Here is a 24,903-nt window from a genome sequence, read left to right as displayed (position 1 = left end):
TATCTATAAAATATTCTGATTAACAAATTCTTAACGAGATTAAAATATATCTTTAATTCATTATTGATTTTAAATTATATGAATAAAATATTTTACTTATTTACATTGTTTACGATTTGCTTAAATGCGCAAATTGTAAATTTAAAAATATTAGATCTTTCTGATAATTTTCCATTGGACGATGCCGATGTATATTTCAAAAATTCAACAAAGAATTTTATTTCGGATATGGAAGGAAAAGCTATTGTTGATTTGAGTAATGTTTCGCAAACAGATGAATTAATCGTGTCGAAAAAAGATTACCAAGATGCAGTAATCAAAGTTTCAGATTTGAAATCAGATATGGTCGTTAAACTTGAGAAAGTATCCGAAGTTGAGTTAAAAGAAGCTTTTGTAACGAACCTGAAAACTGAAGATATTTTGAAAAAAGTTTACGATAATTATGACAAAAATTTTAAGGTTGATGAATATTATTTCTTAGTCAATTTTCAACAAAATTTATTATTTAACAATATCTATCAAGATTTTATTGATACAAATTTACAATTCAAATTCAAACGTGGTGATTTGAAAATCAAGTCGAACGGAATTGTGAATAATGAAATAAAAAGTGGTTGGCAACCAAATGCAAATATAAAATTATCAGAATATTTGAAGAGCTATTATTTGAAAGATGTTTATATTCAGTTATTTGTGAATAAACTAAATGATAAGTCTTTATTAGAAAATAATTTAACTATAACAAAATATGCTGATTCTTTTGTTTATGAAATTCACTTGAAAACGAGTTCAACTGATTATTATTTAATTATTGATAAGAAAACATTTGCAGTGATAGAATTTTCTTTAATATCTTATAATCGTGATAAAGAAGTTTCTCCCAATAATTTTTTGCGTGAAGGAAAAGTTTTTTATAAATATCGTCCTCATAAAGGGAATTGGGTTTTGAAGGAAACTTCTGCAATTTGGAATGTGACTTATGAAAAAGAAAATGAAAAAACCGATTTAGACATGAATTTTAGTATAATTGTGAATGATTATAGTTTAAAACCTTTTCCTGAATTCAACAAATCGGTGAATGAGAAAATGGACATTCGTAGAAGTTTTAAATAATCGATTTATGAAGAAGATATTTTACTTATTTACATTGTTTACGATTTGTTTAAATGCGCAAATTGTAAATCTAAAAATATTAGACCTTTCTGATAATTTACCACTTGATGATGCCGATGTATATTTCAAAAATTCAACAAAGAATTTTATTTCGGATATGGAAGGAAAAGCTATTGTTGATTTGAGTAATGTTTCGCAAACAGATGAATTAATCGTGTCGAAAAAAGATTACCAAGATGCGATCATCAACGTTTCTGATTTGAAATCTGAATTAACAATTAAACTTGAAAAAGTATCCGAAGTTGAATTAAAAGAAGCTTTTGTAACGAATTTAAAATCTGAGGATATTTTGAAAAAAGTAATTGAGAATTATGATAAAAACTTTAATACAGAACAGCATTTTTATAAAGTAAACTTTGTACTTGATGCAATAATGGATTCTGTTAATAGAGATATGATTGATGTTGATTTACAGTTCCGTTTCAAAAAAAATAATTTAAAAATACATTCAAATAATGTTGTGAATAGAAGAATTGTTGGAGAAGGAAGGCAATTAACATCATTGTATCATATGAATGAATATTTTAACCATATTTCTTTGTTGGAATTTGTCAAGAAAATGCAAGAAAGAACATCTGAAAATAAATATGACGAAAAAGTTATCATTTCTAAATATGCAGATAAGTACATGTATGAGATAGAATTGAAAAATCCAAAAGTTAATTTTGTTTGTAATTTTCTGATTGATAAAGAATCGTTTGCAATTGTAGAAAGTTTTACGAAAAGAGAAAATGAACATTCTGAGAAATTTGGATATACAATCCATAATAATGAGGTGATGTATAAATACAGACCCTATCAAAATAAATGGATTTTAAAGGAGAGTTTTAGAAATTGGAATTCAACTTTCTTGGAGAAAGATAAAAGTCAACATACAAATGACATGAAAATAAAGCTCGAAGTCAAAGATTTTAGCATACAACCATTTCTTGAATTCAACAAATCGGTGAACGAAAAAATGGATATTCGTAGAAGCTTTAAATAAAAAAAATCCAAGAAAATTATTTCTTGGATTTTATATTTTATTCAGTCTTTGGTTTGCGAACCACAGGTAAAATTTCACCTTTTTCTAAGCAATATTTTTGAACATCTTCCGACGGAATTTGTTTTGTGTAATCTACTTTTTCGACGATAAAACCTACATCTTCCAAACGTCTGTAATAATCTAAACCATAGACACGAACGTGATCGTATTGTCCAAATTTTTCTTTACGTTCTTCTTTTGTTGTAACCGTTGGATCTTCGTACGTTACATCACGTTGATACGAAATCGGAACTTGCAGAATTCCCCAACCTCCTGGTTTCATGACACGAAATAATTCGCTCATCGCTTTGTGATCGTCAGGAATATGTTCCAAAACGTGATTACAAAAAATGATATCAAATGTATCATCACCAAAAGGTAAATCGCAGATATCTGCTTTTACATCTGCCAAAGGCGATTCTATATCACTTGTGATGTATTCTAAATTCTTCATCGCACGAAAACGTTTGATAAAAGATTGCTCTGGCGCTATGTGCAAAACTTTTGCTTTTTCGGTAAAAAAAGACGTCTCATTTTTTAGGTACAACCACATCAAACGATGTCTTTCTAATGAAAAAGTTCCAGGTGAAAGCACATTATCACGCTGTTTTTCGTAACCATAAGGCAACAAACTGTAATAACCTTGTCCATCAATTGGATCTACGAAACGATTTCCTTTCATAAACCAAACTAAAACTGGACGAACGATATAACTACCTTGTATTAATAAAGGACGAGGTAGAATATTCATAATTTTTTTTAAAAGCTTTTTCACAAAAGTTTTCTTAAGGTTTGAATAAAAATGGTTTTTCTTCGTCAGATACGATTCCTAAAGCATCGTAAATAAACTGATAAGTTGACAATAATTTTGGTTCGCCATCTACCACACAAACATCGTGTTCGAAGTGAGCCGAATATTTATCATCGCGCGTTGTAACCGTCCAACCATCTGGGTGAAAGAAAACTTTTTCAGTTCCCATATTTACCATTGGTTCGATGGCTAACACCATTCCTTCTTCAATTTTTTTACCAGATCCACGACGTCCATAATTCGGAACTTGTGGTTCTTCGTGCATTTTACGACCTAATCCGTGTCCAACTAATTCACGAACGATTCCGTAACCATCTTTTTCACAATAATTCTGAATTGCAAAACCGATATCACCCACGCGATTACCTTTTTTCATTTGTTCAATTCCTTTGAACATCGATTCTTTTGTAATACGTAATAATTTTTCGGTTTCAGCATCTACTTCACCAACTGCAAATGTATAAGCGTGATCACCGTAAAAATCATTCATATAAACACCACAATCTACCGAAACAATATCTCCTTCGTTAAGCGGTTCGTCGTTTGGAATTCCATGAACAACTTGTTGATTTGGAGAGATACAAAGGTTTTTAGGGAAATCGTACATTCCTAAAAATGCAGGATATCCACCATTGTCGCGAATAAATTCGCCTCCTAATTTATCCAAATGATTGGTTGTAACACCAGGCACTACTTCTTTGGCTAACATACCCAAGGTTTTTGAAACCAATTGAGCACTTAGGTACATTAGTTCTAATTCTTCTTTACTTTTTAAATGTATCATAATCCGAAAAATCCTCTTTTCTTTTTCTTCTCAGGAGTTCTTTGCCCGTTTGCGTGAACACTTAATTCAATCTTTTTTGTAATGATTTGATAAACGTCACTCCAACCTGGGAAACCTCCTAAATTTCTGTCGTCGATAAAGATATCGGCATTTATTTTTCGACTTTGCGTATTTTTGTCAAAATCCTCTCCGTCAAAACTATTGTTGATGGCATAAAACTCAATACCGTTTTGTTTACAAAACTCAACTGCTTCGTCTAAATATTTACCACTACGATAAGTCCATAAAGTAAGGCGATATCCATCGTTTTGTAATTGTTTCAATGTTTCGAAAGCGAAGATTTTAGCTTTTCCAATTTCTGGATATTTATCATCTACTACAGTTCCATCAAAGTCAACAGCAATAATTTTATTAATCATGTTTGTAAGTATTTAAAGTTATTTAGGTTATTTTTTCTGAACAATAATATTTCCAGTCATTTCGGCTGGAATTTCAATTCCCATCAAAGTTAAGATAGTTGGTGCAATATCTCCAAGTTTACCATGCTCAACATTCCATTCGATATCTTTCTGAGCCAAAATAAATGGAACAGGATTCGTTGTGTGTTGCGTATTTGGCGATCCATCTTCGTTCATCATAAAATCTGAATTTCCGTGATCAGCCAAAATTACCACATTGTAACCGTGTTCTAAAGCTGCATTTACAATTTTCTCCGCACAAGAATCTACTATTTCAGCAGCTTTTATCGCTGCAGACATTACACCTGTATGACCAACCATATCTGTGTTTGCGAAATTTAAACAAATAAAATCAGCTGATTCTTTTTCGATTTCAGGAACAATTGCAGTTGTAATATCATAAGCCGCCATTTCTGGTTTCAAATCATAAGTCGCAACATCTCTTGGCGAAGCGCATAAAATACGAGATTCACCAACGAAAGGTTCTTCGCGACCACCATTGAAGAAAAATGTTACGTGCGGATATTTTTCAGTTTCAGCAATACGAATTTGCTTGCGACCAGCATTTGCAATAACTTCTCCTAATGTATTAACAATGTTTTTCTCATCAAAAATTACCGCAACTCCAGTATATGTAGCATCATATTCTGTCAATGTGATATATTTTAGATTTAATTTATGCATTCCAAATTCAGGAAAATCATGTTGTGTTAAAACTTCTGTAATTTCACGTCCACGATCAGTTCTAAAATTGAAACAAATCACGACATCATCATTCTCAATTTTAGCTTTTGGTTGACCATTTTCGTCCGTTACAATAATCGGTTTGATGAATTCGTCTGTCACGCCTTCATTATAAGATGCACGAATTGCTTCTAATGGATTTGTTGTTGTTTCACCAACTGCATTTACCATTGCATCGTATGCTAATTTCACTCGTTCCCAACGTTTATCACGATCCATTGCATAATAACGACCAGTTATCGAAGCAATTTCTCCTGTTGATTTTGTCATGTGATTCATCAATTCAGCAATAAATCCTTCACCAGATTTTGGATCGGTATCACGACCATCTGTGAAAGCATGTACAAAAACATTTTGTTGTAAACCAGATTGATTTGCTGCATCCAACAAACCTTTCAAATGATTGATATGTGAGTGTACACCACCATCAGAAACTAAACCGATGAAATGTACTTTTTTGTTATTCTCTAAAGCATATTGAAAAGCATCTTTTAAGATTGGTTCATTTTGTAACGTTCCGTTTTCAGTAGCCATATTGATTCGAACTAAGTTTTGGAAAACCACGCGTCCAGCACCCAAATTCATATGTCCAACTTCCGAATTCCCCATTTGCCCTTCTGGTAAACCAACGGCTAAACCAAACGTATCCAACGTAGAATGTGGAAATTTTTCGAAACAGCTATCTATAAAAGGTGTATTTGCTTGCGCGATTGCAGAAACAGCAGGGTTTGGTCCAATTCCCCATCCGTCCAAAATCATTAATATTGCTTTATTGTTCATTTTTCTTGTAATAATTAAGCCCAAAGATAAGCATTCCTTGGGCTGAAAGTTTATTTTTTGTATGGTTTAATTTGCGACTTCACTGATGAATTTGATACGCATCAAACGTAATTCTTCTTCATCATAATCGTCACCAAATTCATCTAATAATGATGACATTGAGTCAGAATCTGCGTCCATCAAGAATTCATAAATTTCCTCTTGTTGATCTTCGTCCAAAACTTCGTCAATATAATAATTGATATTTAATTTTGTTCCTTGATAAACGATACTTTCCATTTCTGAAAGTAAATCGCTCATCGTCATATTTTTTGCTTCCGCAACATCTTCAAGATTTAACTTTCTGTCTGTCGATTGAATGATATAAACTTTGTGACTCGATTTGTCAGCAACTTGTTTAATCACCATATCTTCAGGTCGAATAACGTCGTTGTCTTTAACATATTGCGCAATAAAATCTACAAATTCTTTTCCGAATTTCTGAGCTTTCCCTTCTCCAACACCAAACACATTTGTTAACTCCTTAACTGTTGTTGGATATTGCATTGTCATATCATCTAAACTCGAATCTTGGAAAACTGCAAAAGGTGGAATTTGATGTTTTTTAGAGATTTTTTTACGTAAATCTTTCAATTGTTTCAATAAAACATCATCAAAAGCAATAGGTGCAGAAGATGTTTCTTCTTTTTCAAAGCTACCTTCTGATAATAATTTTTTGAAATCAATATCTTCGGCAATTTCAAAAGAAGTTGGCTTACTAATGAAATCTTTTCCAGATTTGGTAATTTTTAAAATACCATATGATTCGATTTCTTTCTCTAATAAATTACGTACAATTAATTGGCGTAAAATAGATTTCCAATAATAATCTTCTTTTGCTTTTCCAATTCCGAAGAAATCTTCAGAGCTCAAATTATATGATTTTGTAATAGAAGTTTCTTTACCAACTATAACATTTACAACATCATTTAATTTTAATTTTTGATTTGTTTTCTGAACAACATCTAATGCAATTACTGCATCATCTTTTGCTTCAATCATTTTTTTAGGATTGCGCATATTGTCGTCCATATTTGCCCCTTCGCCGTTTTTGTCGTCGAATTCTTCTCCAAAATAATGTAACAAAAATTTACGACGCGACATCGAAGTTTCGGCATATGCTACAACCTCAGAAAGTAATTGCATTCCAACTTCGCGTTCTGCAACAGGTTTACTTGCTAAGAATTTTTCTAACTTTTCGATATCTTTATAATCATAGAAAGCAATACAAACACCTTCACCACCATCGCGACCTGCACGACCAGTTTCTTGGTAATAACTTTCTAACGATTTTGGCATATCGTAATGCATCACAAAACGTACATCTGGCTTGTCAATTCCCATTCCGAAAGCAATTGTAGCGACAACGACACTTGCATCTTCCATCAAAAACATATCTTGATGTTTGCTACGTGTTTTGGCGTCTAAACCTGCATGGTAAGGAATGGCATTGATTCCGTTTACTTGTAAAAGTTGCGTAATTTCTTCAACTTTTTTACGACTCAAGCAATAAATGACACCAGATTTACCATCGTTTTGTTTGATAAATTTGATGATTTGTTTGTCTTGATCAACCTTTGGGCGGATTTCGTAAAATAAATTCGTACGATTAAAAGAATCTTTAAAAACTTTAGCGCTTTGCATTCCCAAAGTTTTCTGAATATCTTCTTGTACTTTTGGTGTTGCTGTTGCAGTTAAAGCAATAATTGGCGCATCACCAATTTTGTTGATAATCGCTTTTAGATTACGATATTCTGGTCGAAAATCGTGTCCCCATTCAGAAATACAGTGCGCTTCATCAATAGCAAAAAAAGAAATTTTTACCGATTTAAAGAAATCGATGTATTCTTCTTTTGTCAAAGATTCGGGTGCAACGTACAACATTTTAGTTACTCCATCTTTAATATCTGTCATAACTGTTTTCGTTTCTGACTTGTTTAAAGATGAGTTTAATACGTGGGCAATTCCATCATTTTCAGAAATTCCACGTATAGCGTCTACTTGATTCTTCATCAGCGCGATTAAAGGGGACACAATAATCGCGACTCCATCTGACATTAATGCCGGTAATTGATAACATAAAGACTTACCTCCTCCAGTTGGCATCAAAACAAATACATCTTCTTTATTTAGTAAGCTTGTAATGATTTCGTGCTGCTGTCCTTTAAATTGGTCGAAACCAAAATATTTTTTTAGGTAAGATGTTAAGTTTTTCGAAGTGGCTTCCATCTACACAAAAGACTAAAATTAATATTATAAATTAAATAGTTCCTATATTTGATAACTCTTAAATATACACATAAATTTTATATGATTTATATATAATTGAGTGTAAATAAAAAAGGAGAGTAAAAGTACGAAAAATTTTAAAAATAGACAATAGAAATTTTATTGTGGAAAATTCAGAATTAATACAAATAGCGCAAGGGGTATTTCGAGAAGAAATTCAAGCGCTGGAAGCAATAGCTTCTCGTATTAGCGAGTCTTTTGTTGATGCGGTAAATGCGATATATAACACGAAAGGAAAGTTGGTAGTTGTTGGAGTAGGAAAGAGTGCACACATTGCAAATAAAATTGTAGCAACCTTAAATTCTACCGGAACTCCAAGTCAATTTTTACATGCGACGGAAGCTATTCATGGCGATTTGGGTCTTGTACGACCAGAAGATGTGGTGATTTGTATTTCGAAAAGTGGAAATACGCCAGAGATTACATATTTGGCTCCGATTCTTAAACAATATGCATCAGTTTTGATTGGTTTAACATCAAATTTGAAATCAGAATTAGCAAAAAATTCAGACATTGTTTTGGATGTTAATATTGATAAAGAAGCTTGTCCCGTAAATTTGGCACCAACAACTTCTACAACGGCTCAATTGGTAATGGGTGATGCATTGGCGGTAGCTTTGATGAAATTGAGAGCGTTTACACAAAACGATTTTGCAAAATATCATCCAGGTGGAGCTTTAGGAAAACGATTATTGTGGACAGTAGAAAATATTGTTGATCCAGAAAGAAAACCTTCTGTGCATCCAGATTCTTCGATTACAGAAGTCATTAATTCATTAACATCAGGTCGTCATGGAATTACAGTTGTGATTGATAATGATAAAATTGTTGGTGTGATAACAGATGGAGATTTGCGCCGAATGTTATTAAATAATGAAACTTTTGCACATTTAACTGCGAAAGATATTGCTTCAATGAATCCGAAAACAATCAAAAAAGCTGAAAAAGCAAGAGAAGCTTTAGCGATTCTTCGTCACAACAGTATTGGACAATTGGTGGTGGTTGATGAAGAAAATCATTATTATGGAATTTTGGATATTCACTCAATTTTAAACGAAGGAATCGAATAAGCGTATGGCAGATAATACAAAATCGAGTATGTCATTTTTGGCTCATATTGGTGAGTTGAGAGGACATTTGGTTCGTTCTATTTTATCAATTGTGATTACATCTATTGCAGTCGCTATTTATTGGGACGAATTGGTGGAACATGTGATTATGGCTCCATTAAAATCAACTTTTCCAACGTTTGATATTTTTAATCAATTTGGTGAATTAACAGGTTTCGGAAAAATTTATACCGAATCATTTGATATTTCGAAAGAATTGACCAATCTTAATCCATCAGGACAGATCACTTCACAATTTTTTGCAGTAATTGTGTGTGGTGTAATTATCGCAATTCCTTATATTATTTTTGAAATTTGGCGATTTGTAAAACCAGCATTAAAAGAAGCTGAACGAAAATATGCAGGATTTACCATTTTCGCTGTTTCGTTTTTCTTTGTAACAGGAGTCTTATTTAGTTACTATATGTTGCTACCATTGTGTACACAATTTTTATTCACTTACGATCCTTTTGGTGTAGGAAATACATGGACGTTGCCAAGTTATATCGATTTATTTGTTCAATTATTATTATCGATGGGAGTTATGTTTTTGATGCCTGTTTTCGTTTACTTCTTAACGAGTATTGGAATCTTAACACCAAAATTTTTGAAAGAATACCGTAAACACGCATTTATTGTTGTATTAGTGATTGCAGCTGCAATTACACCAAACGATGTGTACAGTATGATTTTAGTTACAATTCCTCTTTGGTTATTGTACGAACTAAGTGTATTGGTTTCAAATTCAGTTTATAAAAAACAATTGAAAGCGAAAAGTAACGACTTAGTAAAGAATTAACAATGTTATGCTTGCATAATAAAATAAATTAGTTATTTTTACATAAAAGAAAAAGTAAACACAAAATTATGAAGATATTAGTTTGTATTAGTAGTGTACCAGATACTACAGCAAAAATCAACTTCACAGCTGACGGAAAATCATTTGATAAAAATGGTGTTCAGTTCGTTATTAACCCGCACGACGAATTTAGTTTAAATAAAGCAGTAGAGTTACAAGAAAAACAAGGAGCTACTGTTACAATTTTAACTGTTGGAGATGCAACTGTAGATCCAGTTATGCGTAAAGCTTTAGCGATTGGTGCGAATGATGGAATTCGTATTGATGCTGATGCTCGCGATGATTTCTTTGTTGCTACACAAATCGCAAAAGCTGCTAAAGATGGTGGTTTTGATTTAGTATTGACAGGAAAAGAATCAATTGATTATAATGGAGGTTCTGTACCAGGATTAGTTGCTGCAATGTTAGATTATGGTTTTGTAAACGGATGTATCGGTCTTGATGTAGAAGGTTCTTCTGCAAAAGCTGTTCGTGAAATTGACGGAGGAAAAGAAACTGTAGAAGTTACTTTACCAGCTGTTATCGCAGGACAAAAAGGATTGGTTGACGAGGCTGCATTAAGAATTCCTAATATGCGTGGAATTATGCAAGCGCGTACAAAACAAATCGCAGTTGTTGCACCAGAAGCGACAGAAACTAAAGTTGAAGTTGTTGGTTATGTAAAACCTGCTGAAAGAGGTAATGTAACATTAATCGACAAAGACAATGTAGCAGAATTGGTAAGATTATTACACGAAGAAGCTAAAGTAATCTAATTATTCACCTAAAAAGAAATTAAAAAATGGCAATTTTTGTATACGCAGAGTCACACGACGGAAAATATAAAAAAGCAGGATTAGAAGCAGTTTCTTACGCAAAAGCTACAGCTGATGTTGCTGGAGATACTGTTACAGCAATCGTTTTTGGAAATGCTACTGCTGACGAATTATATAAATATGGAGCATCTAAAGTAGTTAAAGTTGATAATGCAGCTTTAGCAAAATTTGATGCAAATTCTTACGCAAAAGCTTTGGCTGAAGTTGCTCAAGGAGATGTTGTGGTTTTACCATCAACAAACGAAGGAGCGACTATAGCACCAGTTTTAGCATACAAAACAGGAGCATCTTTAGTAACAAATGTAGAAAAATCTCCAACAGCAGTTTCTCCATTCACAGTTGCACGTAAAGCATTCTCTGGAAAAGGAGTAGAAACTGTTGCAGTTTCAGGAAAAGTTGTAGTTACAGTTCTACAAAACGCATTCGGAGCAAAAGAAAATGCAGTTTCAGGTTCAGAAGAATCAGCTTCAGTATCAGTTTCTGATGCAGATGCAAAAGTAAAAGTTGTTTCAACAGAAATGGCTTCTTCTGATAAAATCGATTTGAAAGAAGCGGATATTGTTGTTTCTGCAGGTCGTGGAATGAAAGGTCCTGAAAACTGGGGAATGATCGAAGATTTAGCAAAAGTTTTAGGAGCTGCTACAGCATCATCTAAACCAGTTGCTGATATTGGTTGGAGACCGCATGCTGAGCACGTAGGACAAACAGGAAAAGCAATTGCGCCAAATTTATATATCGCAGTTGGTATTTCAGGAGCTATTCAGCACTTAGCTGGAGTTAATGGATCTAAAACAATTGTTGTCATCAACAATGATCCAGAAGCGCCTTTCTTTAAAGCGGCTGATTACGGAATCGTAGGAGATGCTTTTGAGATTGTTCCTAAATTAACTGAAGAGTTAAAAAAATATAAAGGTCAAGCTTAATCATTTTAAGCTTATAAATTCAATCCGAATCATTTAGGTGGTTCGGATTTTTTTTATTCATTAAAAAAAGATTAAATATTCATCAGTTTTTCATAGATTTACGCCCAAATGGACAATTTAATTAGATTAAATATTAAAGGAATATCTTACAGTCAAACTCAGACTGGCGCATATGCGTTGATTCTAGAGGAAAATGTAGGAGGAAGAAAGTTGCCAATTATTATTGGGAGCTTTGAGGCACAATCAATCGCATTAGCTTTAGAGAAAGATATTAATCCACCTCGTCCATTAACACACGATTTGTTTATTTCATTAGGAAAAGAATTTCAATTGAATGTTGATTCTATTTATATTTATAAATTAGAAGATGGCGTTTTCTATTCGAATATTATTTTTGTAAATAATGATGGACAACGTGCCGAAATTGATTCGAGAACTTCTGATGCAATTGCGTTGGCTGTTCGTTTCAATGCACCTATCTATGCCTATGATAATGTTGTAGAAAAAGCTGGAATTCATTTGGACGTTATTGAAGAAGAAGAAAATATACGTCGCGCAGCAAATAACTTCGAAGATGATTTGGATATCTTGGCTGGTTTGGAAAATGATTTGTCTGATATCAACGAATATGAAGGTTGGACAAAATCTGAACTTGAAACTGAGATGGAAAAAGCTGTGAAGAATGAAGATTATGAATTGGCAGCTCGCCTTCGTGATCAAATCGATAACATGGGAAACTAATAACTATTTCAAATAATTATGTCTGTAAAGCTTAGACTTACAATCATGAGTTTCCTTGAGTTTGCGGTATGGGGAGCATACCTAACCTCTATGGGAAATTACTTAGGATCAGTTGGCTTAGGTCCAAAAATTGGTCTTTTTTACGCGATGCAAGGTATTGTGTCGATTTTTATGCCCGCAATAATGGGTATTGTAGCGGATAGATGGATTCCTGTACAACGTTTGTTGGGATTGAATCATTTATTAGCTGCGATTTTTATGTTTGCAGCAGGTTATTACGGAATGACAGCTGGAAACGATGTAGATTTTACAACAATCTTCGCACTTTATTCGGTTAGTGTGGCGTTCTTTATGCCAACAATCGCCCTTTCTAACTCAACAGCCTACACAATTTTAAAACAAAATAATTTAGACACAATCAAATCCTTTCCTCCAATCAGAACGTTTGGAACAGTTGGTTTTATTGTAGCGATGTTATTTGTTAATTTCTCTGGATTTAAAGATGGTGTTTTTGGATTTAACTTTTCAAGTGATCCAACATTCGTAAGTTTTCAATCCAATTATTATCAGTTCTTTGTATCTGGGTTTTTAGGAGTTATATTGTTTTTATACAGTTTCTTACTACCTAATTGTCCAGTTAATAAAAGTTCTGAAAAACAATCTATTTCTGATGCATTTGGTTTAAAAGCTTTTGCATTATTCAAAGATAGAAAAATGGCAATTTTCTTTATCTTTTCGATGCTTTTAGGCGTTTCTTTGCAAATTACGAATGGATATGCAAATCCATTTATCACAACGTTTAAGGATATTCCAGATTATGCCAATACGTGGGGAGCAAGTAATGCAAATGCTTTAATTTCGTTGTCTCAAGTTTCTGAAACATTGTGTATTTTATTAATTCCTTTCGTGCTAAAACGATTCGGAATCAAAATCGTGATGTTGATGGCAATGGTAGGTTGGGTCTTACGTTTCGGATTATTTGGATTAGGAGATCCAGGATCTGGCGTTTGGATGTTTATCTTATCAATGATTGTTTACGGAATCGCTTTCGATTTTTTCAATGTATCAGGTTCGTTGTATGTAGACAAAGAAACAAACGAAGAAATTCGTTCTTCTGCACAAGGAGTTTTTATGATGATGACCAATGGTTTTGGAGCAACAATCGGAATGTTAATTGCACAATACATCGTGAATCATTTAGTGTATAGTCAAACTGATTTGACATTGCAGCTAGAAGGATGGAGACATTCTTGGTTTATTTTCGCAGGCTACGCATTAGTTGTTACGGTATTGTTCGCAATTGTGTTCAAATACAAACACAATCCAGACGAAGTACAAGATGTAAAACATTAAGGTGTAAAAAATATAAAAGCAAGAATCAAAATTCTTGCTTTTTTTATGCACGAAAGTTTCTAATCTATTCTTTTATACGTCACAAACGAGTAAGCATATGGATGTTTTTCATCTTTTTTGAAATCTTCTCGTTCTACTTCTTCCCATTCGTCCAAGTCTATTTCTGGGAAATAAGTGTCTCCATCAAATTCGTGATGAACTTCTGTGATGTACAAAATATCAGTAAATTCCATCGCTTGTTTGTAAATATTTCCACCACCGATAATGTAAATATCATCGTCAATTTTTTTCGCAACTTCTATTGCTTTTGGTAAAGAAGACGCAATTTCGATACCTTCTGTATTCCAATTCTGATCTCTTGTCACAACAATATTGGTACGATTTGGTAAAGGTCTACCCAATGATTCGAACGTTTTTCGTCCCATAATAATAGGATGCCCAGAAGTTATACTTTTGAAATGTTTCAGATCATTTGGTAAATGCCAAATCAAATCATTTTTTGCACCAATTACGTTGTTGCTTGCTTTTGCTACTACAATGTTTATCATAAGTTATAAGGTAAAAAAAGCTATCCTCTTGCAAGGATAGCTTAACAAATATAATAATTTTAGTGAATTATTTCATTTTATTTATAGCATCTTGTAATTGCTCCACTTGTTTTGCAATAGTTGCTGATTTAATTGTTTTTGCAGCATTCGTTTTTACTTGCAATGCTTTTTCAGCCATCATTTTCACAGCTTGTCCTGCTTGTGGATTTTGTTCTTTCAAATATGGATAATAACGCGAATATGTTTTAGCAATTTCAGCCGTTGCATCTGGTGTGTCATTGTTCATAATCCAATTGAAAGCTTGTTCAGCAATTTTTCCTTTTTCTGGATCTTGGAATTTTACGAATTCATACATCGCAGCAGATTCCGAAATTAAAGCAGCTTTATCCAATTGATTATTTTTGATCCAAGTCGGAACTAATGCCATTGCTAAATCTGGTGAACCTTTAATCACTTCATTATCAAGATTAGTTGTTAAATCATTAATTTTTGAAGGATTATTTTTTAAGATTCCAGTTAACGAGGCTCCTTGAACACTAAATGAAGGGCTTTTTGAAGCTTTCTCGAAAATTGCTACATCATAAATATTGGCATCATTCAAAGCACTTAAAGCAGCCGCTTGAACCAATGTTTTAGGATCATTAGAAGCCAATTGTTTTAATTTTGATGAAGCTTTATCAACAATCGTTTTTGATTTTGTGTCCAATTTATGAATCGCATAAATTCTTAATCCATCAAATGAATCATCTAAAGCATTAACCAAGGCATCAGCCGCTTTTGGATTAGTTGCTTGCGCATTTGCCATTGCTTCAATCGCTAATAAACGTGTCGTGTAATTTCCTTTTCCAGCTTTGTATTGCGCAATAAAATCTTCAACAGGTTTTTTATCGTCGATATCTGCTAATAAAACTTGATCCGCATTTGGAATAACGACATCAGGTTTTTGGTTTGCTGCAAATTCGAAAACAGTTTCGGCTTGTTTTGGAACCCAAACTTGTTGACGCGTTGTTTTTCCATTTTCGACAATATCAATCGCAAAAGGAAATTCAAATAATTTTGAAGCATCTTGACGAACAACAACTTTTATTTTTTTATTTGCTGAAGAATAATCTGAAACAACTGTTAATTTTGGATGACCATTTTCGTAATACCATTGATTGAAAAACCAATTTAAGTCACGACCAGAAACTTCTTCCAAAGCCAATCGTAATTGAGTAGATTCAGCTTTTCCGTATTCATTATCTTTCAAATATTTGTTCAAACCTTTGAAGAAAGCATCATCTCCTAAGAAGTTTCTCAACATATGTAAGATAATTCCACCTTTGTTGTACGAAACACCATCAAACATGTCTTCGCGAGAATTGTAATGAACTCGAACCAAATTTTTCGTTGGTCCATCGCCTTGTTTATAACCAAACATTTCGTTGTAACGATGCTCATCCGCTTTCTCTTTTCCGTATTTATATTCAAACCATAAATATTCAGAATAATTAGCAAACGATTCATTCACTGTTAAATTTCCCCAACTTTCAGCCGTAACTAAATCTCCAAACCAATGGTGAAATAATTCGTGCGCAATAACATATTCAGCAGTGTTTTCATCGACTAATTGACCAGCTTTTTGCTGAACACCATCATGAAATAAAGAAGCTGTTGTATTTTCCATAGCTCCAGAAACATATTCGCGAGCCGTCATTTGTGCATATTTATCCCAAGGATAAGGATAGTTTAATCTATCAGAAAAGAACTGAATCATTTCTGGTGTATTACCAAAAATTTGCTTTGCAACATCTTTATATTCTGGTTCTACGTAATAATCAACATTGATATTTTTCCATTTATCATTGATGACTGCGTAATCTCCAATCCCGAAAAAGAATAAATATGGCGCATGTTTTTTATCAAATTTCCAATAATCAGTTTTTGTTCCGTCCGAATTTTTCTTCGAAGATTTCATTGTTCCATTTGATAATGAAACATATTTATCAGGATATGTTAACGTGATTTCTTGTGAAGTTTTTTGATTCGTTTTATCAATTGTCGGGAACCAACAAGAAGAAGATTCAGTTTCGCCTTGTGTCCAAATTTGAGTTGGATAATTTGGTCGTTCACCTTTTGCATTGATAAAATAAACACCTTTTGCATCGTTTATGGCCGCACTTCCTTCTTGTTTTACTTCGTTTGGACGCGCTGTATACTTGATGTAAAGTGTATATTCTTGATCTTTTTTGTATTCTTTATCCAAATCGATGACTAATTGTAAATCATCGTATTTATAATTTAATTTTTTTTTTGTAGCACCATTTACCAAAGCGACTTCGCTAATCAACATTGCTTTTGCGTCTAATGTAACTTTGTTTGTAGCATAGAAATGTGGTTTCAATGTTACCCAAGCTTCACCTAAAACGTGCTCTTTTGCATAATCAAATTTAAGATCCAATTTGGTATGAACAAGATTATTAATTCGTTCTGCTTCTGCACGATAAATATCTAATTTGTTCGTTTGGTTTTCGTTATAACTCGGCGGTGGCGTCATTACTTGCGCATAAGTAAGACTTGATATAATAAAGGCTGATGAAAGCCAAAGGATTCGTTTTTTCATCGTAAAAATTTATTTCTATTGGTTGATAATTTTCTCGAAAAGTTACAAAAAAAGCCTCCAATTTGGAGACTTTAAGTGTTTTTTTATGATTAAACTGCTACAATTCCTTTGATGTGAGGATGAGCTTGATAATTTTCTAATTCGAAATCTTCGTATGTAAAATCAAAAATATCCTTTACATTCGGATTGATTTTCATTGTTGGAAGAGGAAAAGGTTCGCGTGTTAATTGTAGTTCAACTTGTTCAAAATGATTTTTGTAAATATGTGCATCTCCAAAAGTATGCACAAAATCGCCGACTTCTAAATCACAAACTTGTGCAACCATCATTTGTAATAACGCATATGACGCAATATTGAATGGAACACCTAAGAAAATATCTGCACTACGTTGATACAATTGCAACGATAATTTTCCATCATTCACATAAAACTGAAAAAATGCATGACATGGAGCTAAAGCCATTTGATCTAATTCTCCAACATTCCAAGCAGAAACTATAATTCTACGTGAATCAGGATTATTTTTTATTTGATCAATCGCAACTTTAATTTGGTCAACAACTTCTCCATTTGGTTTCCCCCATGAACGCCATTGATGACCATAAATAGGACCTAAATCACCATTTTCGTCAGCCCATTCGTTCCATATTCTTACACCATTATCTGTTAAATATTTGATATTCGTATCACCTTTCAAAAACCACAACAATTCGTAGATAATCGATTTTAAATGTAATTTTTTAGTCGTCACCAAAGGGAAACCTTTCGACAAATCGAAACGCATTTGGTAACCAAAAATACTTTTAGTTCCTGTTCCCGTTCTGTCTTCTTTAAAAGCGCCTTCTGCTAAAACCTTTTTACATAAATCGTGATATTGTTGCATTTTGAGTATATTTAACCTTTCAAATTTAGTGATTTTTTTTAGAATGAAAATTAGTTTAATTTTTACAATTTTAGTGCTTTTTATGTTTTTTGCTTCGTATAGCAAATCAGATTTTGGACGAAAAATTGCGCAACATTTTTATTTCCAAACTTTATTTAATGTTGTTTTGGTGGTTGTTTTTGTGTCAAAAATTGTTCATATCAAACTAAATTTAATCTCAATGATTTCGCTAATTGTTATTGGTTGCATGTTGTATATGAGCTTTCCAAATTATTTACAACAATTGAAGAGAAGGATAGGTAAATAGTTACGTATAATTTTTTATCTTTGCACTTATGAAAAACGAAGCGGGAATTTTTGGTTTAAGACCAGTAATAGAAGCGATTGAAGCAGGGAAAACAATCGACAAAATTTTTATTCAAAAAGGTTTACAAGGTGAAATTTTTTCTGAATTGAGAAAATTAATCACTGAATATGAAATTCCTGTAAGTTATGTACCTGTAGAAAAACTAAATCGTTTTACAGGAAAAAATCACCAAGGAGTCTATGCATTTATTTCGCCAATCGAATTTGATTCAATCGAAAATGTATTACCTCAAATTTGGGAACAAGGAAAAACACCTTTTATCTTGATTTTAGATCGTGTTTCTGATGTTCGTAATTTTGGTGCAATCGCTCGTACAGCAGAATGTGTTGGTGTTGATGCAATTATTATTCCAGCAAAAGGTTCGGCTTCTGTAAATGCAGATGCGATCAAAACTTCGACAGGAGCGTTGTACAATATTCCGGTTTGTAAAGAAGGAAATTTAGTGAATGTTATTAAATATTTACAATCGGCTGGAATCTCAATTTTTAGTGCTTCTGAAAAATCAGCAGAATTTATTTATGATGCAGATTTCTCTGTTCCTGCAGCTATTGTGATGGGAAGTGAGGAAGATGGAGTTTCGGATTCTATTATTAAAATTTCGGATAAAATTATTAAATTGCCTATGGCTGGACAAACTGCTTCACTGAATGTTTCGGTTGCGGCTGGAGCGATTTTGTACGAAGCTGTTCGCCAAAGAATGTTACAAGATTTATTTTAAAAACATATAACGATGACCTATTCTACTTTTATTGGATTTTTGTTGATTGCGATTAGCGTTGCAATGTACTATTTTACAAATTTAGATATCTCAAGATTATTTGCGGACAAAGAATTTTTAGTCGGAATAACAGGAGGTGCTGGAGTTGGATTTATACTTGGTGGATTCTTAGGTTGGTTGTACAAATACAAAGCAGTGAACAAAGCGAATGCAGAAATTGCAAACGAAGAAAAACGTAAAGTTGCAGAACAAAAAGCACAAGAAGCAGCTGCAAAAGAGCAAGCAAAGTTAGATGCGCAACAAGAAAAAGAAGAATCGGGATTGTAATTATGAAAGCAAATAGTTTTTTAAAAATTACATTTCTTTTTGTAATATTATTTTTTTCAAATTTTGTTAATGCTCAAAAAGTTTCTCATTATATCATTAATGAAGAATATTTTGAATTCCCTGGAAAATGGGAACATAAAGGACAACTTAAAAGTTCAAGACAATATCATTTTGTTAATAAGAAAACCGATGTTAGCTTAATGATTGTCGTAGCGAAACCAGAAAAATATGAATTTTATGAAACAGGTTTGTCTGAAAGTGAACTTTTAGAGAAATATTATAAATGGGAGACTGATTATTGGAAAACCGGAGAAAAAGTATTAGTATCAGAATTAAAGAGAAACTCTAATTATATAATTTGGAGAATATTTAAGGAGAAAGTAAAAGGAAATATAGATTTAAATTCATATTTATTATTTTCGGTTCGTAATAATAAATTAACAGGGATTACTTTAAATGATAATGGAGAAAAACCGATGTCTGAAGAAGAAAAAATAAAATTTTTGGAAGATATTTTTCAAAGTCAAAATAAAAAATAAAAAACGGTCGAAAATTAATTTTCGACCGTTTTTTTATGTTGTATTTCTTGGTAATAAAAACAAGGAACTAAAATTAATAAAAACATGGGCTGAATGAGAAATCTTCTCACATAAAATAAAACCATTTCGCCTGATGAAAAATGTGTTGAAATCAAATAATTATAGATTGGTAAAAGAACGATTAATCCGATAATCATAATAATGATAGAGAATTTAACGTAACTTTTTTTCCAGAAAATAAACCAAACAATTAATACCGTTAATAATGTATTAATTAGATAGCGAACCATCAGACTTGCGTTTAATTTTGGTAAATCAATTTCAGGAAATTTTGAATGTCCAACAAAATGAAAGTATTCTAAGAAAGGATCATAAAATAAAATATCTTCAAATTTTCGGACTAATATTAATCCAAAAACAAGTAAAACTGCAATTGCATAACGTAAATATTTATTTAGCATTTTGCTTATTGTATTTTGTTACAAAAAATTTGATCCAAACAATCCAAAGAATCACGATTGAACCATAAATAATTGCAGGGAATAGATAATCGTGCGCCATTTTACCATATTCTGCGTGGTATCTAAAAATATAATTTAACAACATAATTCTCGAAATATTCATCACAAAAAGAATTGCTAAACCAGACAAAATAAACAAAAAAGTTTGTTTGAAATTCGTGTAAAAAGCAACGATAAACGCTATGAAAATTATCAAAATAGAAATCGCATTACAACCTTCATTTACAATAGACGCCACTTGTCCGTCCATTACCAAACGCATCCAAGGCTGATTTTCTGCAATATTAGAAAAAGTAAAAAAACCACATTTGTTCAAGCCAAAAGCTGTTACATCTGACGTTAATTTTGTAAACGGATCAGGGTTATTGTGCGGTAAATATTGATCCAAATACAATTTATAAGCTAAACTTAAAATAATGTAAGTTCCTAAAAAACGTGCAAGGAATAACAATAAAGGTTTAAATTCTTTCATTTGGTTAAAAAATCTTGAACAAATATAAATGAAAAACGTCAACTTTTGATTAAGTTATGATTAATCAATAAATTTGCTTTTTTAGAAGTAACAAAATGCAAGATTTACATAAACGCGTGGATGTCATAATTGATAGCGCAATTTCTACGGAAGATAGATTACAAAAGATTTGTCAATTGTTGAGTGACGAAGTTGAATACTATAATTGGGTGGGATTTTATTTCAAGAATGGAGATAAAAATGAACTAAAACTTGGACCTTATGTTGGTGCAGCTACCGATCATACAATAATTCCTTATGGTAAAGGAATTTGTGGGCAAGTGGCAGAATCTAACGAAACTTTTGTTGTGCCAGACGTTTATGCACAAGATAATTATTTGGCTTGTTCAATAGAAACGAAAGCTGAAATTGTTGTTCCAATTTTCAAAAATGGAGAAAATATTGGTCAAATTGATATCGATTCGCATAAAATTAATCCGTTTACAGAAGACGATACAAAGTTGTTAGATTACGTTTGTCAGCGAGTTTCAGAAATTATTTAAGCAATGATTGATTTAATTTTAAAATATTTTCCTGATTTAACGGAAAAACAAATCGAACAATTTTCGAAAGTTGGTGATTTGTACAAAGAATGGAACGATCAAATCAATGTTGTTTCTCGAAAAGATATTGATGAAATTTATACGAACCATATTTTACATTCTTTAGCGATTGCAAAAGTGATGGAATTTGCAGATGGTTCTTCTGTTCTGGATGTAGGAACTGGAGGTGGTTTACCAGGAATTCCGTTGGCAATTTTGTTTCCGAATGTTCAGTTTCATTTGGTAGATTCTATCGGAAAAAAAATCAAGGTTGTAAAAGGTGTGGCTGACGGTTTAGGTTTGACGAACGTAAAAGCAGAACAAAAACGTGCCGAAGAATTAACAGATAAATACGATTTTGTGGTTTCTCGTGCGGTGACAGCAATGCCAAGATTCGCAGAATGGATTCGAGGAAAATTTAAAAAAGAAGCGATTAATCCTTTTCCAAATGGTTTATTATATTTAAAAGGAGGTGATTTGACAGAAGAATTAGCAGGTTTTCCAAATGCAGTTTTATTTGATATTCAAAACTTTTTTGACGAAGATTTTTTCGAAACGAAAAAAGTCGTTTATTTAGAAAAGAAAGATATTTAATTTATAGAAATTATAGATCAGAAAACCGAAATCAATTTGATTTCGGTTTTTTATTTTAACAATTATTGAATTAATCCAAAAAATGATGCTTAAAACGTTATTTTATCCAATACTTTAAGTTCTTTTTAAGAGGTTTTCTCGTCAAAATTCACTATATTTGTTTGTTTTAAAAAGTTAGAGACATATTATGAGTAATAACACATATACGGCGGATAATATCCAAGCGTTAGAAGGAATGGAGCACGTACGTCTTCGTCCATCGATGTACATTGGTGACGTCGGAGTTAGAGGATTACACCACTTAGTTTACGAGGTTGTTGATAACTCTATTGATGAAGCTTTAGCAGGATACTGTGATACAATCAAGGTAACAATTTTAGAAGGAAACTCGATTCGTGTAGAAGATAACGGACGTGGTATTCCTGTCGACTTACATAAAAAAGAAGGAAAATCTGCATTAGAAGTTGTAATGACGAAAATTGGTGCAGGAGGTAAGTTTGATAAAGATACGTACAAAGTTTCTGGAGGTTTGCACGGTGTTGGAGTTTCGTGTGTTAATGCACTTTCTAACCATTTATCGGCAGAGGTTTTCAAGAATGGAAAACAATATATTCAGGAATATTCGAAAGGGAAACCTTTGTATGATGTAAAAGAAGTTGGAACGACTGATAAAAGTGGTACAACAGTAACTTTTACGCCAGATGATACAATTTTCCAAGAAGTACAAACATATAACTATTCTACTTTAGCAAATCGTTTGCGTGAGTTAGCTTTCTTGAACAAAGGAATCAATATTGTATTGGTTGACGAACGCGAGAAAGATGCTGATGGAAATCCTGTAACAGAAACTTTTCATTCTGAAGAAGGATTAAAAGAATTTGTTGAGTTTATCGACGGTAGCCGCGAATCTATCATGGATAAAGTAATCTTCATGGAAGGTGAACGTGATGGAATTCCAGTTGAGGTTGCAATGCGATACAATACATCGTATAACGAAAATGTACATTCGTATGTAAATAACATCAATACACACGAAGGTGGAACACATTTATCTGGTTTCCGTCGTGCATTGACACGTACATTGAAAAAATATGCCGAAGAAAACTTTAATCTTGCAAAAGAAAAAGTTGAAATCGTTGGAGATGATTTCCGTGAAGGATTAACAGCAGTTATTTCGGTAAAAGTAATGGAGCCTCAATTTGAAGGACAAACGAAAACGAAATTAGGAAACTCTGAAGTTTCTCCTGCGGTTGATAAAATCGTAGCAGAAATGTTAACGAATTTCTTAGAAGAGAATCCAACAGAAGCAAAACAAATTGTTGATAAAGTAATTTTAGCAGCAAAAGCTCGTCAAGCAGCGAAGAAAGCTCGTGAAATGGTACAACGCAAAAACCCAATGGGAGGAAGTGGATTGCCAGGAAAATTAGCGGATTGTTCTTCTCGTAAACCAGAAGAGTCTGAGTTATTCTTAGTCGAGGGAGATTCTGCCGGAGGAACGGCAAAACAAGGTCGTGATCGTCATTTTCAAGCAATTTTACCATTACGTGGTAAAATCTTAAATGTTGAAAAAGCGATGGCGCACAAAGTTTTGGATAACGAAGAGATTAAAAATATATATACAGCTTTAGGTGTAACAATTGGAACTGAAGAAGATTCGAAAGCGCTTAATATTTCGAAATTGCGTTATCATAAAGTTGTGATTATGACCGATGCTGATGTCGACGGTTCTCACATCGCGACATTAATTTTGACATTCTTCTTCCGTTACATGAAAGAATTGATTGAGCAAGGACATATTTATATTGCAACGCCACCTTTATATTTAATTAAAAAAGGAGCGAAAGCAGAATATGCTTGGGACGAAAAAGATCGTGAGCGTTTAACTGCCGAATTCTCTACAGATGGTTCTGGTAAAGGAGTTACAATTCAACGATACAAAGGTCTTGGGGAAATGAACGCAGAGCAATTATGGGATACAACTCTTAATCCAGAGCACAGAACGTTGCGTAAAGTAACAATTGATAATGCGACAGAAGCAGATCGCGTGTTCTCTATGTTGATGGGTGATGATGTACCGCCTCGTCGTGAGTTTATCGAGAAAAATGCACACTATGCAAAAATTGATGTTTAAGAGTTTATTCTAATTAAGATAAAAAAAATCCGTTCAAAACTATTGAACGGATTTTTTTTGTTTAAACTCTTATTAAAGATTAATCGTATATAGATAACTGTTTAGAAAAGAAAATGTTCCATTTTTGTTGCTGAACTACATTTGCAGAATGGTTTGTTTCTTTATCATATTTAATTGCCATATCATTATATTTTTTTGAAACTTCTTTAATTAAATTTTGAAGAGTTATATTGAAATTACTCGTAGTAAATTTTGTTGTTTTATACTTTTTTAATATTTCTTTAATAGTTAAAATTCCTATGTCAAAATGTCCTTGCTCATGAATCAATAGATTGTCTGTGACTTTATTCATTTTTGCCCACGATTTAGTTTGATCTAATTCTAAGATAATTTCAAAACCATTGATGGTAATTGAATCCCCTTCAGTTTTTACACTTTCTATTTTTGTACGAAACTTATAAGAAGTGTAAGCTGTAAAAGAAGAGTTATTGTCAATTTTCCCTTTGAAATCATCCCAAGTCAATCTTCCTGTATACTCTTGGTTATTAACAATTATTTTTTGACCAAAACAGATTGTTGAAATAATTAAAGTAAGTTTAAGTAATAAAATTTTATACATTTTTTTTAGGTTTATTAAATTGTAGATTTTATTTTTTTGTACAACTAAAATTAAAAAAAATATTTAATCTAAATCTATCATTAAAAACCACTAATATA

26 protein-coding genes are annotated in these 24,903 nt (G+C 32.5%); 15 read left to right on the top strand and 11 right to left on the bottom strand.

The window, feature by feature from the left end; genetic code table 11:
* Positions 1-78 precede the first annotated feature (78 nt).
* A complete protein-coding gene (locus tag B4J88_RS04070) occupies positions 79-1,113 on the top strand; it encodes a hypothetical protein (RefSeq protein ID WP_115001891.1) in 1,035 nt (344 codons plus the stop codon).
* Positions 1,114-1,120: 7 nt separating this feature from the next.
* Positions 1,121-2,158, top strand: coding sequence for a hypothetical protein (locus B4J88_RS04065; RefSeq protein WP_147280026.1), 1,038 nt, complete (start codon positions 1,121-1,123; stop codon positions 2,156-2,158).
* A 37-nt stretch (positions 2,159-2,195) separates the two neighbouring features.
* On the opposite strand, the gene B4J88_RS04060 is transcribed toward B4J88_RS04065, so the two are convergent.
* From B4J88_RS04060 to recQ, 5 genes are all read right to left on the bottom strand, one after another.
* Positions 2,196-2,948, bottom strand: a complete 753-nt coding sequence (locus B4J88_RS04060; protein WP_280035507.1) for a class I SAM-dependent methyltransferase — start codon at positions 2,946-2,948, stop codon at positions 2,196-2,198.
* Positions 2,949-2,982: 34 nt separating this feature from the next.
* Entirely contained in the window at positions 2,983-3,792 is an 810-nt protein-coding gene (gene map / locus B4J88_RS04055) for a type I methionyl aminopeptidase (RefSeq protein ID WP_291066486.1), read from the bottom strand.
* Entirely contained in the window at positions 3,789-4,211 is a 423-nt protein-coding gene (locus B4J88_RS04050; protein ID WP_291066484.1) for a BT0820 family HAD-type phosphatase, read from the bottom strand. Before B4J88_RS04050 ends, map begins: the two co-directional genes overlap by 4 nt.
* 27 nt (positions 4,212-4,238) lie before the next feature.
* Positions 4,239-5,774, bottom strand: coding sequence for a 2,3-bisphosphoglycerate-independent phosphoglycerate mutase (gene gpmI / locus B4J88_RS04045; RefSeq protein ID WP_291066482.1), 1,536 nt, complete (start codon positions 5,772-5,774; stop codon positions 4,239-4,241).
* 66 nt (positions 5,775-5,840) lie between these two features.
* Complete coding sequence (gene recQ, locus B4J88_RS04040; RefSeq protein WP_291051262.1) at positions 5,841-8,042, bottom strand: DNA helicase RecQ; 2,202 nt, start codon at positions 8,040-8,042, stop codon at positions 5,841-5,843.
* Between the two features lie 164 nt (positions 8,043-8,206).
* Between recQ and B4J88_RS04035 the strand changes: the two genes are divergently transcribed.
* From B4J88_RS04035 to B4J88_RS04010, 6 genes are all read left to right on the top strand, one after another.
* On the top strand, positions 8,207-9,172 hold the full coding sequence (locus tag B4J88_RS04035) for a KpsF/GutQ family sugar-phosphate isomerase (protein ID WP_125349795.1): 966 nt from the start codon (positions 8,207-8,209) through the stop codon (positions 9,170-9,172).
* A 4-nt stretch (positions 9,173-9,176) separates the two neighbouring features.
* Positions 9,177-10,010: a twin-arginine translocase subunit TatC gene (gene tatC / locus B4J88_RS04030; RefSeq protein WP_115001876.1), complete on the top strand. Its 834-nt coding sequence runs from the start codon at positions 9,177-9,179 to the stop codon at positions 10,008-10,010.
* Positions 10,011-10,078: 68 nt separating this feature from the next.
* Positions 10,079-10,825, top strand: coding sequence for an electron transfer flavoprotein subunit beta/FixA family protein (locus B4J88_RS04025; protein ID WP_115001874.1), 747 nt, complete (start codon positions 10,079-10,081; stop codon positions 10,823-10,825).
* A gap of 26 nt (positions 10,826-10,851) precedes the next feature.
* Positions 10,852-11,808, top strand: coding sequence for an electron transfer flavoprotein subunit alpha/FixB family protein (locus B4J88_RS04020; protein ID WP_115001872.1), 957 nt, complete (start codon positions 10,852-10,854; stop codon positions 11,806-11,808).
* A 108-nt stretch (positions 11,809-11,916) separates the two neighbouring features.
* Entirely contained in the window at positions 11,917-12,549 is a 633-nt protein-coding gene (locus B4J88_RS04015) for a bifunctional nuclease family protein (protein WP_115001870.1), read from the top strand.
* 18 nt (positions 12,550-12,567) lie between these two features.
* On the top strand, positions 12,568-13,902 hold the full coding sequence (locus tag B4J88_RS04010; RefSeq protein WP_180905208.1) for an MFS transporter: 1,335 nt from the start codon (positions 12,568-12,570) through the stop codon (positions 13,900-13,902).
* 59 nt (positions 13,903-13,961) lie between these two features.
* Here the strand turns inward: B4J88_RS04010 and B4J88_RS04005 are convergent, their stop codons facing one another.
* From B4J88_RS04005 to B4J88_RS03995, 3 genes are all read right to left on the bottom strand, one after another.
* Complete coding sequence (locus B4J88_RS04005) at positions 13,962-14,450, bottom strand: dihydrofolate reductase (protein ID WP_115001867.1); 489 nt, start codon at positions 14,448-14,450, stop codon at positions 13,962-13,964.
* Between the two features lie 67 nt (positions 14,451-14,517).
* Entirely contained in the window at positions 14,518-17,052 is a 2,535-nt protein-coding gene (locus B4J88_RS04000) for a M1 family metallopeptidase (RefSeq protein ID WP_286495522.1), read from the bottom strand.
* Between the two features lie 89 nt (positions 17,053-17,141).
* Complete coding sequence (locus B4J88_RS03995; RefSeq protein WP_180905207.1) at positions 17,142-17,936, bottom strand: thymidylate synthase; 795 nt, start codon at positions 17,934-17,936, stop codon at positions 17,142-17,144.
* A 43-nt stretch (positions 17,937-17,979) separates the two neighbouring features.
* Here B4J88_RS03995 and B4J88_RS03990 point away from each other — a divergent pair, with 43 nt between their 5' ends.
* The 4 genes from B4J88_RS03990 to B4J88_RS03975 are packed head-to-tail and all read left to right on the top strand — an operon-like array spanning position 17,980 to position 19,887.
* Positions 17,980-18,243, top strand: a complete 264-nt coding sequence (locus B4J88_RS03990) for a hypothetical protein (RefSeq protein WP_221854513.1) — start codon at positions 17,980-17,982, stop codon at positions 18,241-18,243.
* 28 nt (positions 18,244-18,271) lie between these two features.
* Positions 18,272-19,021, top strand: coding sequence for a 23S rRNA (guanosine(2251)-2'-O)-methyltransferase RlmB (rlmB, locus tag B4J88_RS03985; RefSeq protein ID WP_219034413.1), 750 nt, complete (start codon positions 18,272-18,274; stop codon positions 19,019-19,021).
* 12 nt (positions 19,022-19,033) lie between these two features.
* Positions 19,034-19,348 (top strand): hypothetical protein, encoded by a 315-nt coding sequence (locus B4J88_RS03980; RefSeq protein ID WP_219034412.1) that lies wholly within the window; start codon positions 19,034-19,036, stop codon positions 19,346-19,348.
* Positions 19,349-19,350: 2 nt separating this feature from the next.
* Positions 19,351-19,887, top strand: coding sequence for a hypothetical protein (locus tag B4J88_RS03975; RefSeq protein ID WP_291066480.1), 537 nt, complete (start codon positions 19,351-19,353; stop codon positions 19,885-19,887).
* Positions 19,888-19,901: 14 nt separating this feature from the next.
* Here B4J88_RS03975 and B4J88_RS03970 read toward each other — a convergent pair whose 3' ends face one another.
* Positions 19,902-20,348 carry an exosortase F system-associated membrane protein gene (locus B4J88_RS03970; protein WP_125349788.1) on the bottom strand — a complete coding sequence of 149 codons (447 nt, stop codon included), beginning with the start codon at positions 20,346-20,348 and terminating at the stop codon, positions 19,902-19,904.
* On the bottom strand, positions 20,338-20,880 hold the full coding sequence (gene xrtF / locus B4J88_RS03965) for an exosortase family protein XrtF (protein WP_221854516.1): 543 nt from the start codon (positions 20,878-20,880) through the stop codon (positions 20,338-20,340). The genes B4J88_RS03970 and xrtF overlap by 11 nt, the downstream gene beginning before the upstream one ends.
* Positions 20,881-20,975: 95 nt before the next feature.
* Here xrtF and B4J88_RS03960 point away from each other — a divergent pair, with 95 nt between their 5' ends.
* From B4J88_RS03960 to gyrB, 3 genes are all read left to right on the top strand, one after another.
* Positions 20,976-21,422, top strand: a complete 447-nt coding sequence (locus B4J88_RS03960; RefSeq protein WP_038332644.1) for a GAF domain-containing protein — start codon at positions 20,976-20,978, stop codon at positions 21,420-21,422.
* Positions 21,423-21,428: 6 nt separating this feature from the next.
* Positions 21,429-22,055, top strand: coding sequence for a 16S rRNA (guanine(527)-N(7))-methyltransferase RsmG (gene rsmG, locus B4J88_RS03955; protein ID WP_125349806.1), 627 nt, complete (start codon positions 21,429-21,431; stop codon positions 22,053-22,055).
* 187 nt (positions 22,056-22,242) lie between these two features.
* On the top strand, positions 22,243-24,186 hold the full coding sequence (gene gyrB, locus B4J88_RS03950) for a DNA topoisomerase (ATP-hydrolyzing) subunit B (protein ID WP_125349786.1): 1,944 nt from the start codon (positions 22,243-22,245) through the stop codon (positions 24,184-24,186).
* A 79-nt stretch (positions 24,187-24,265) separates the two neighbouring features.
* Here gyrB and B4J88_RS03945 read toward each other — a convergent pair whose 3' ends face one another.
* Positions 24,266-24,805 (bottom strand): DUF922 domain-containing protein, encoded by a 540-nt coding sequence (locus tag B4J88_RS03945; protein WP_280035481.1) that lies wholly within the window; start codon positions 24,803-24,805, stop codon positions 24,266-24,268.
* Positions 24,806-24,903 lie beyond the last annotated feature (98 nt).

Source organism: Empedobacter sp. UBA5036 (genome assembly GCF_002415215.1).
In the GTDB taxonomy this organism is placed as follows: domain Bacteria; phylum Bacteroidota; class Bacteroidia; order Flavobacteriales; family Weeksellaceae; genus Empedobacter; species Empedobacter falsenii_B.
This window is presented reverse-complemented; position numbering and strand designations above follow the sequence as displayed.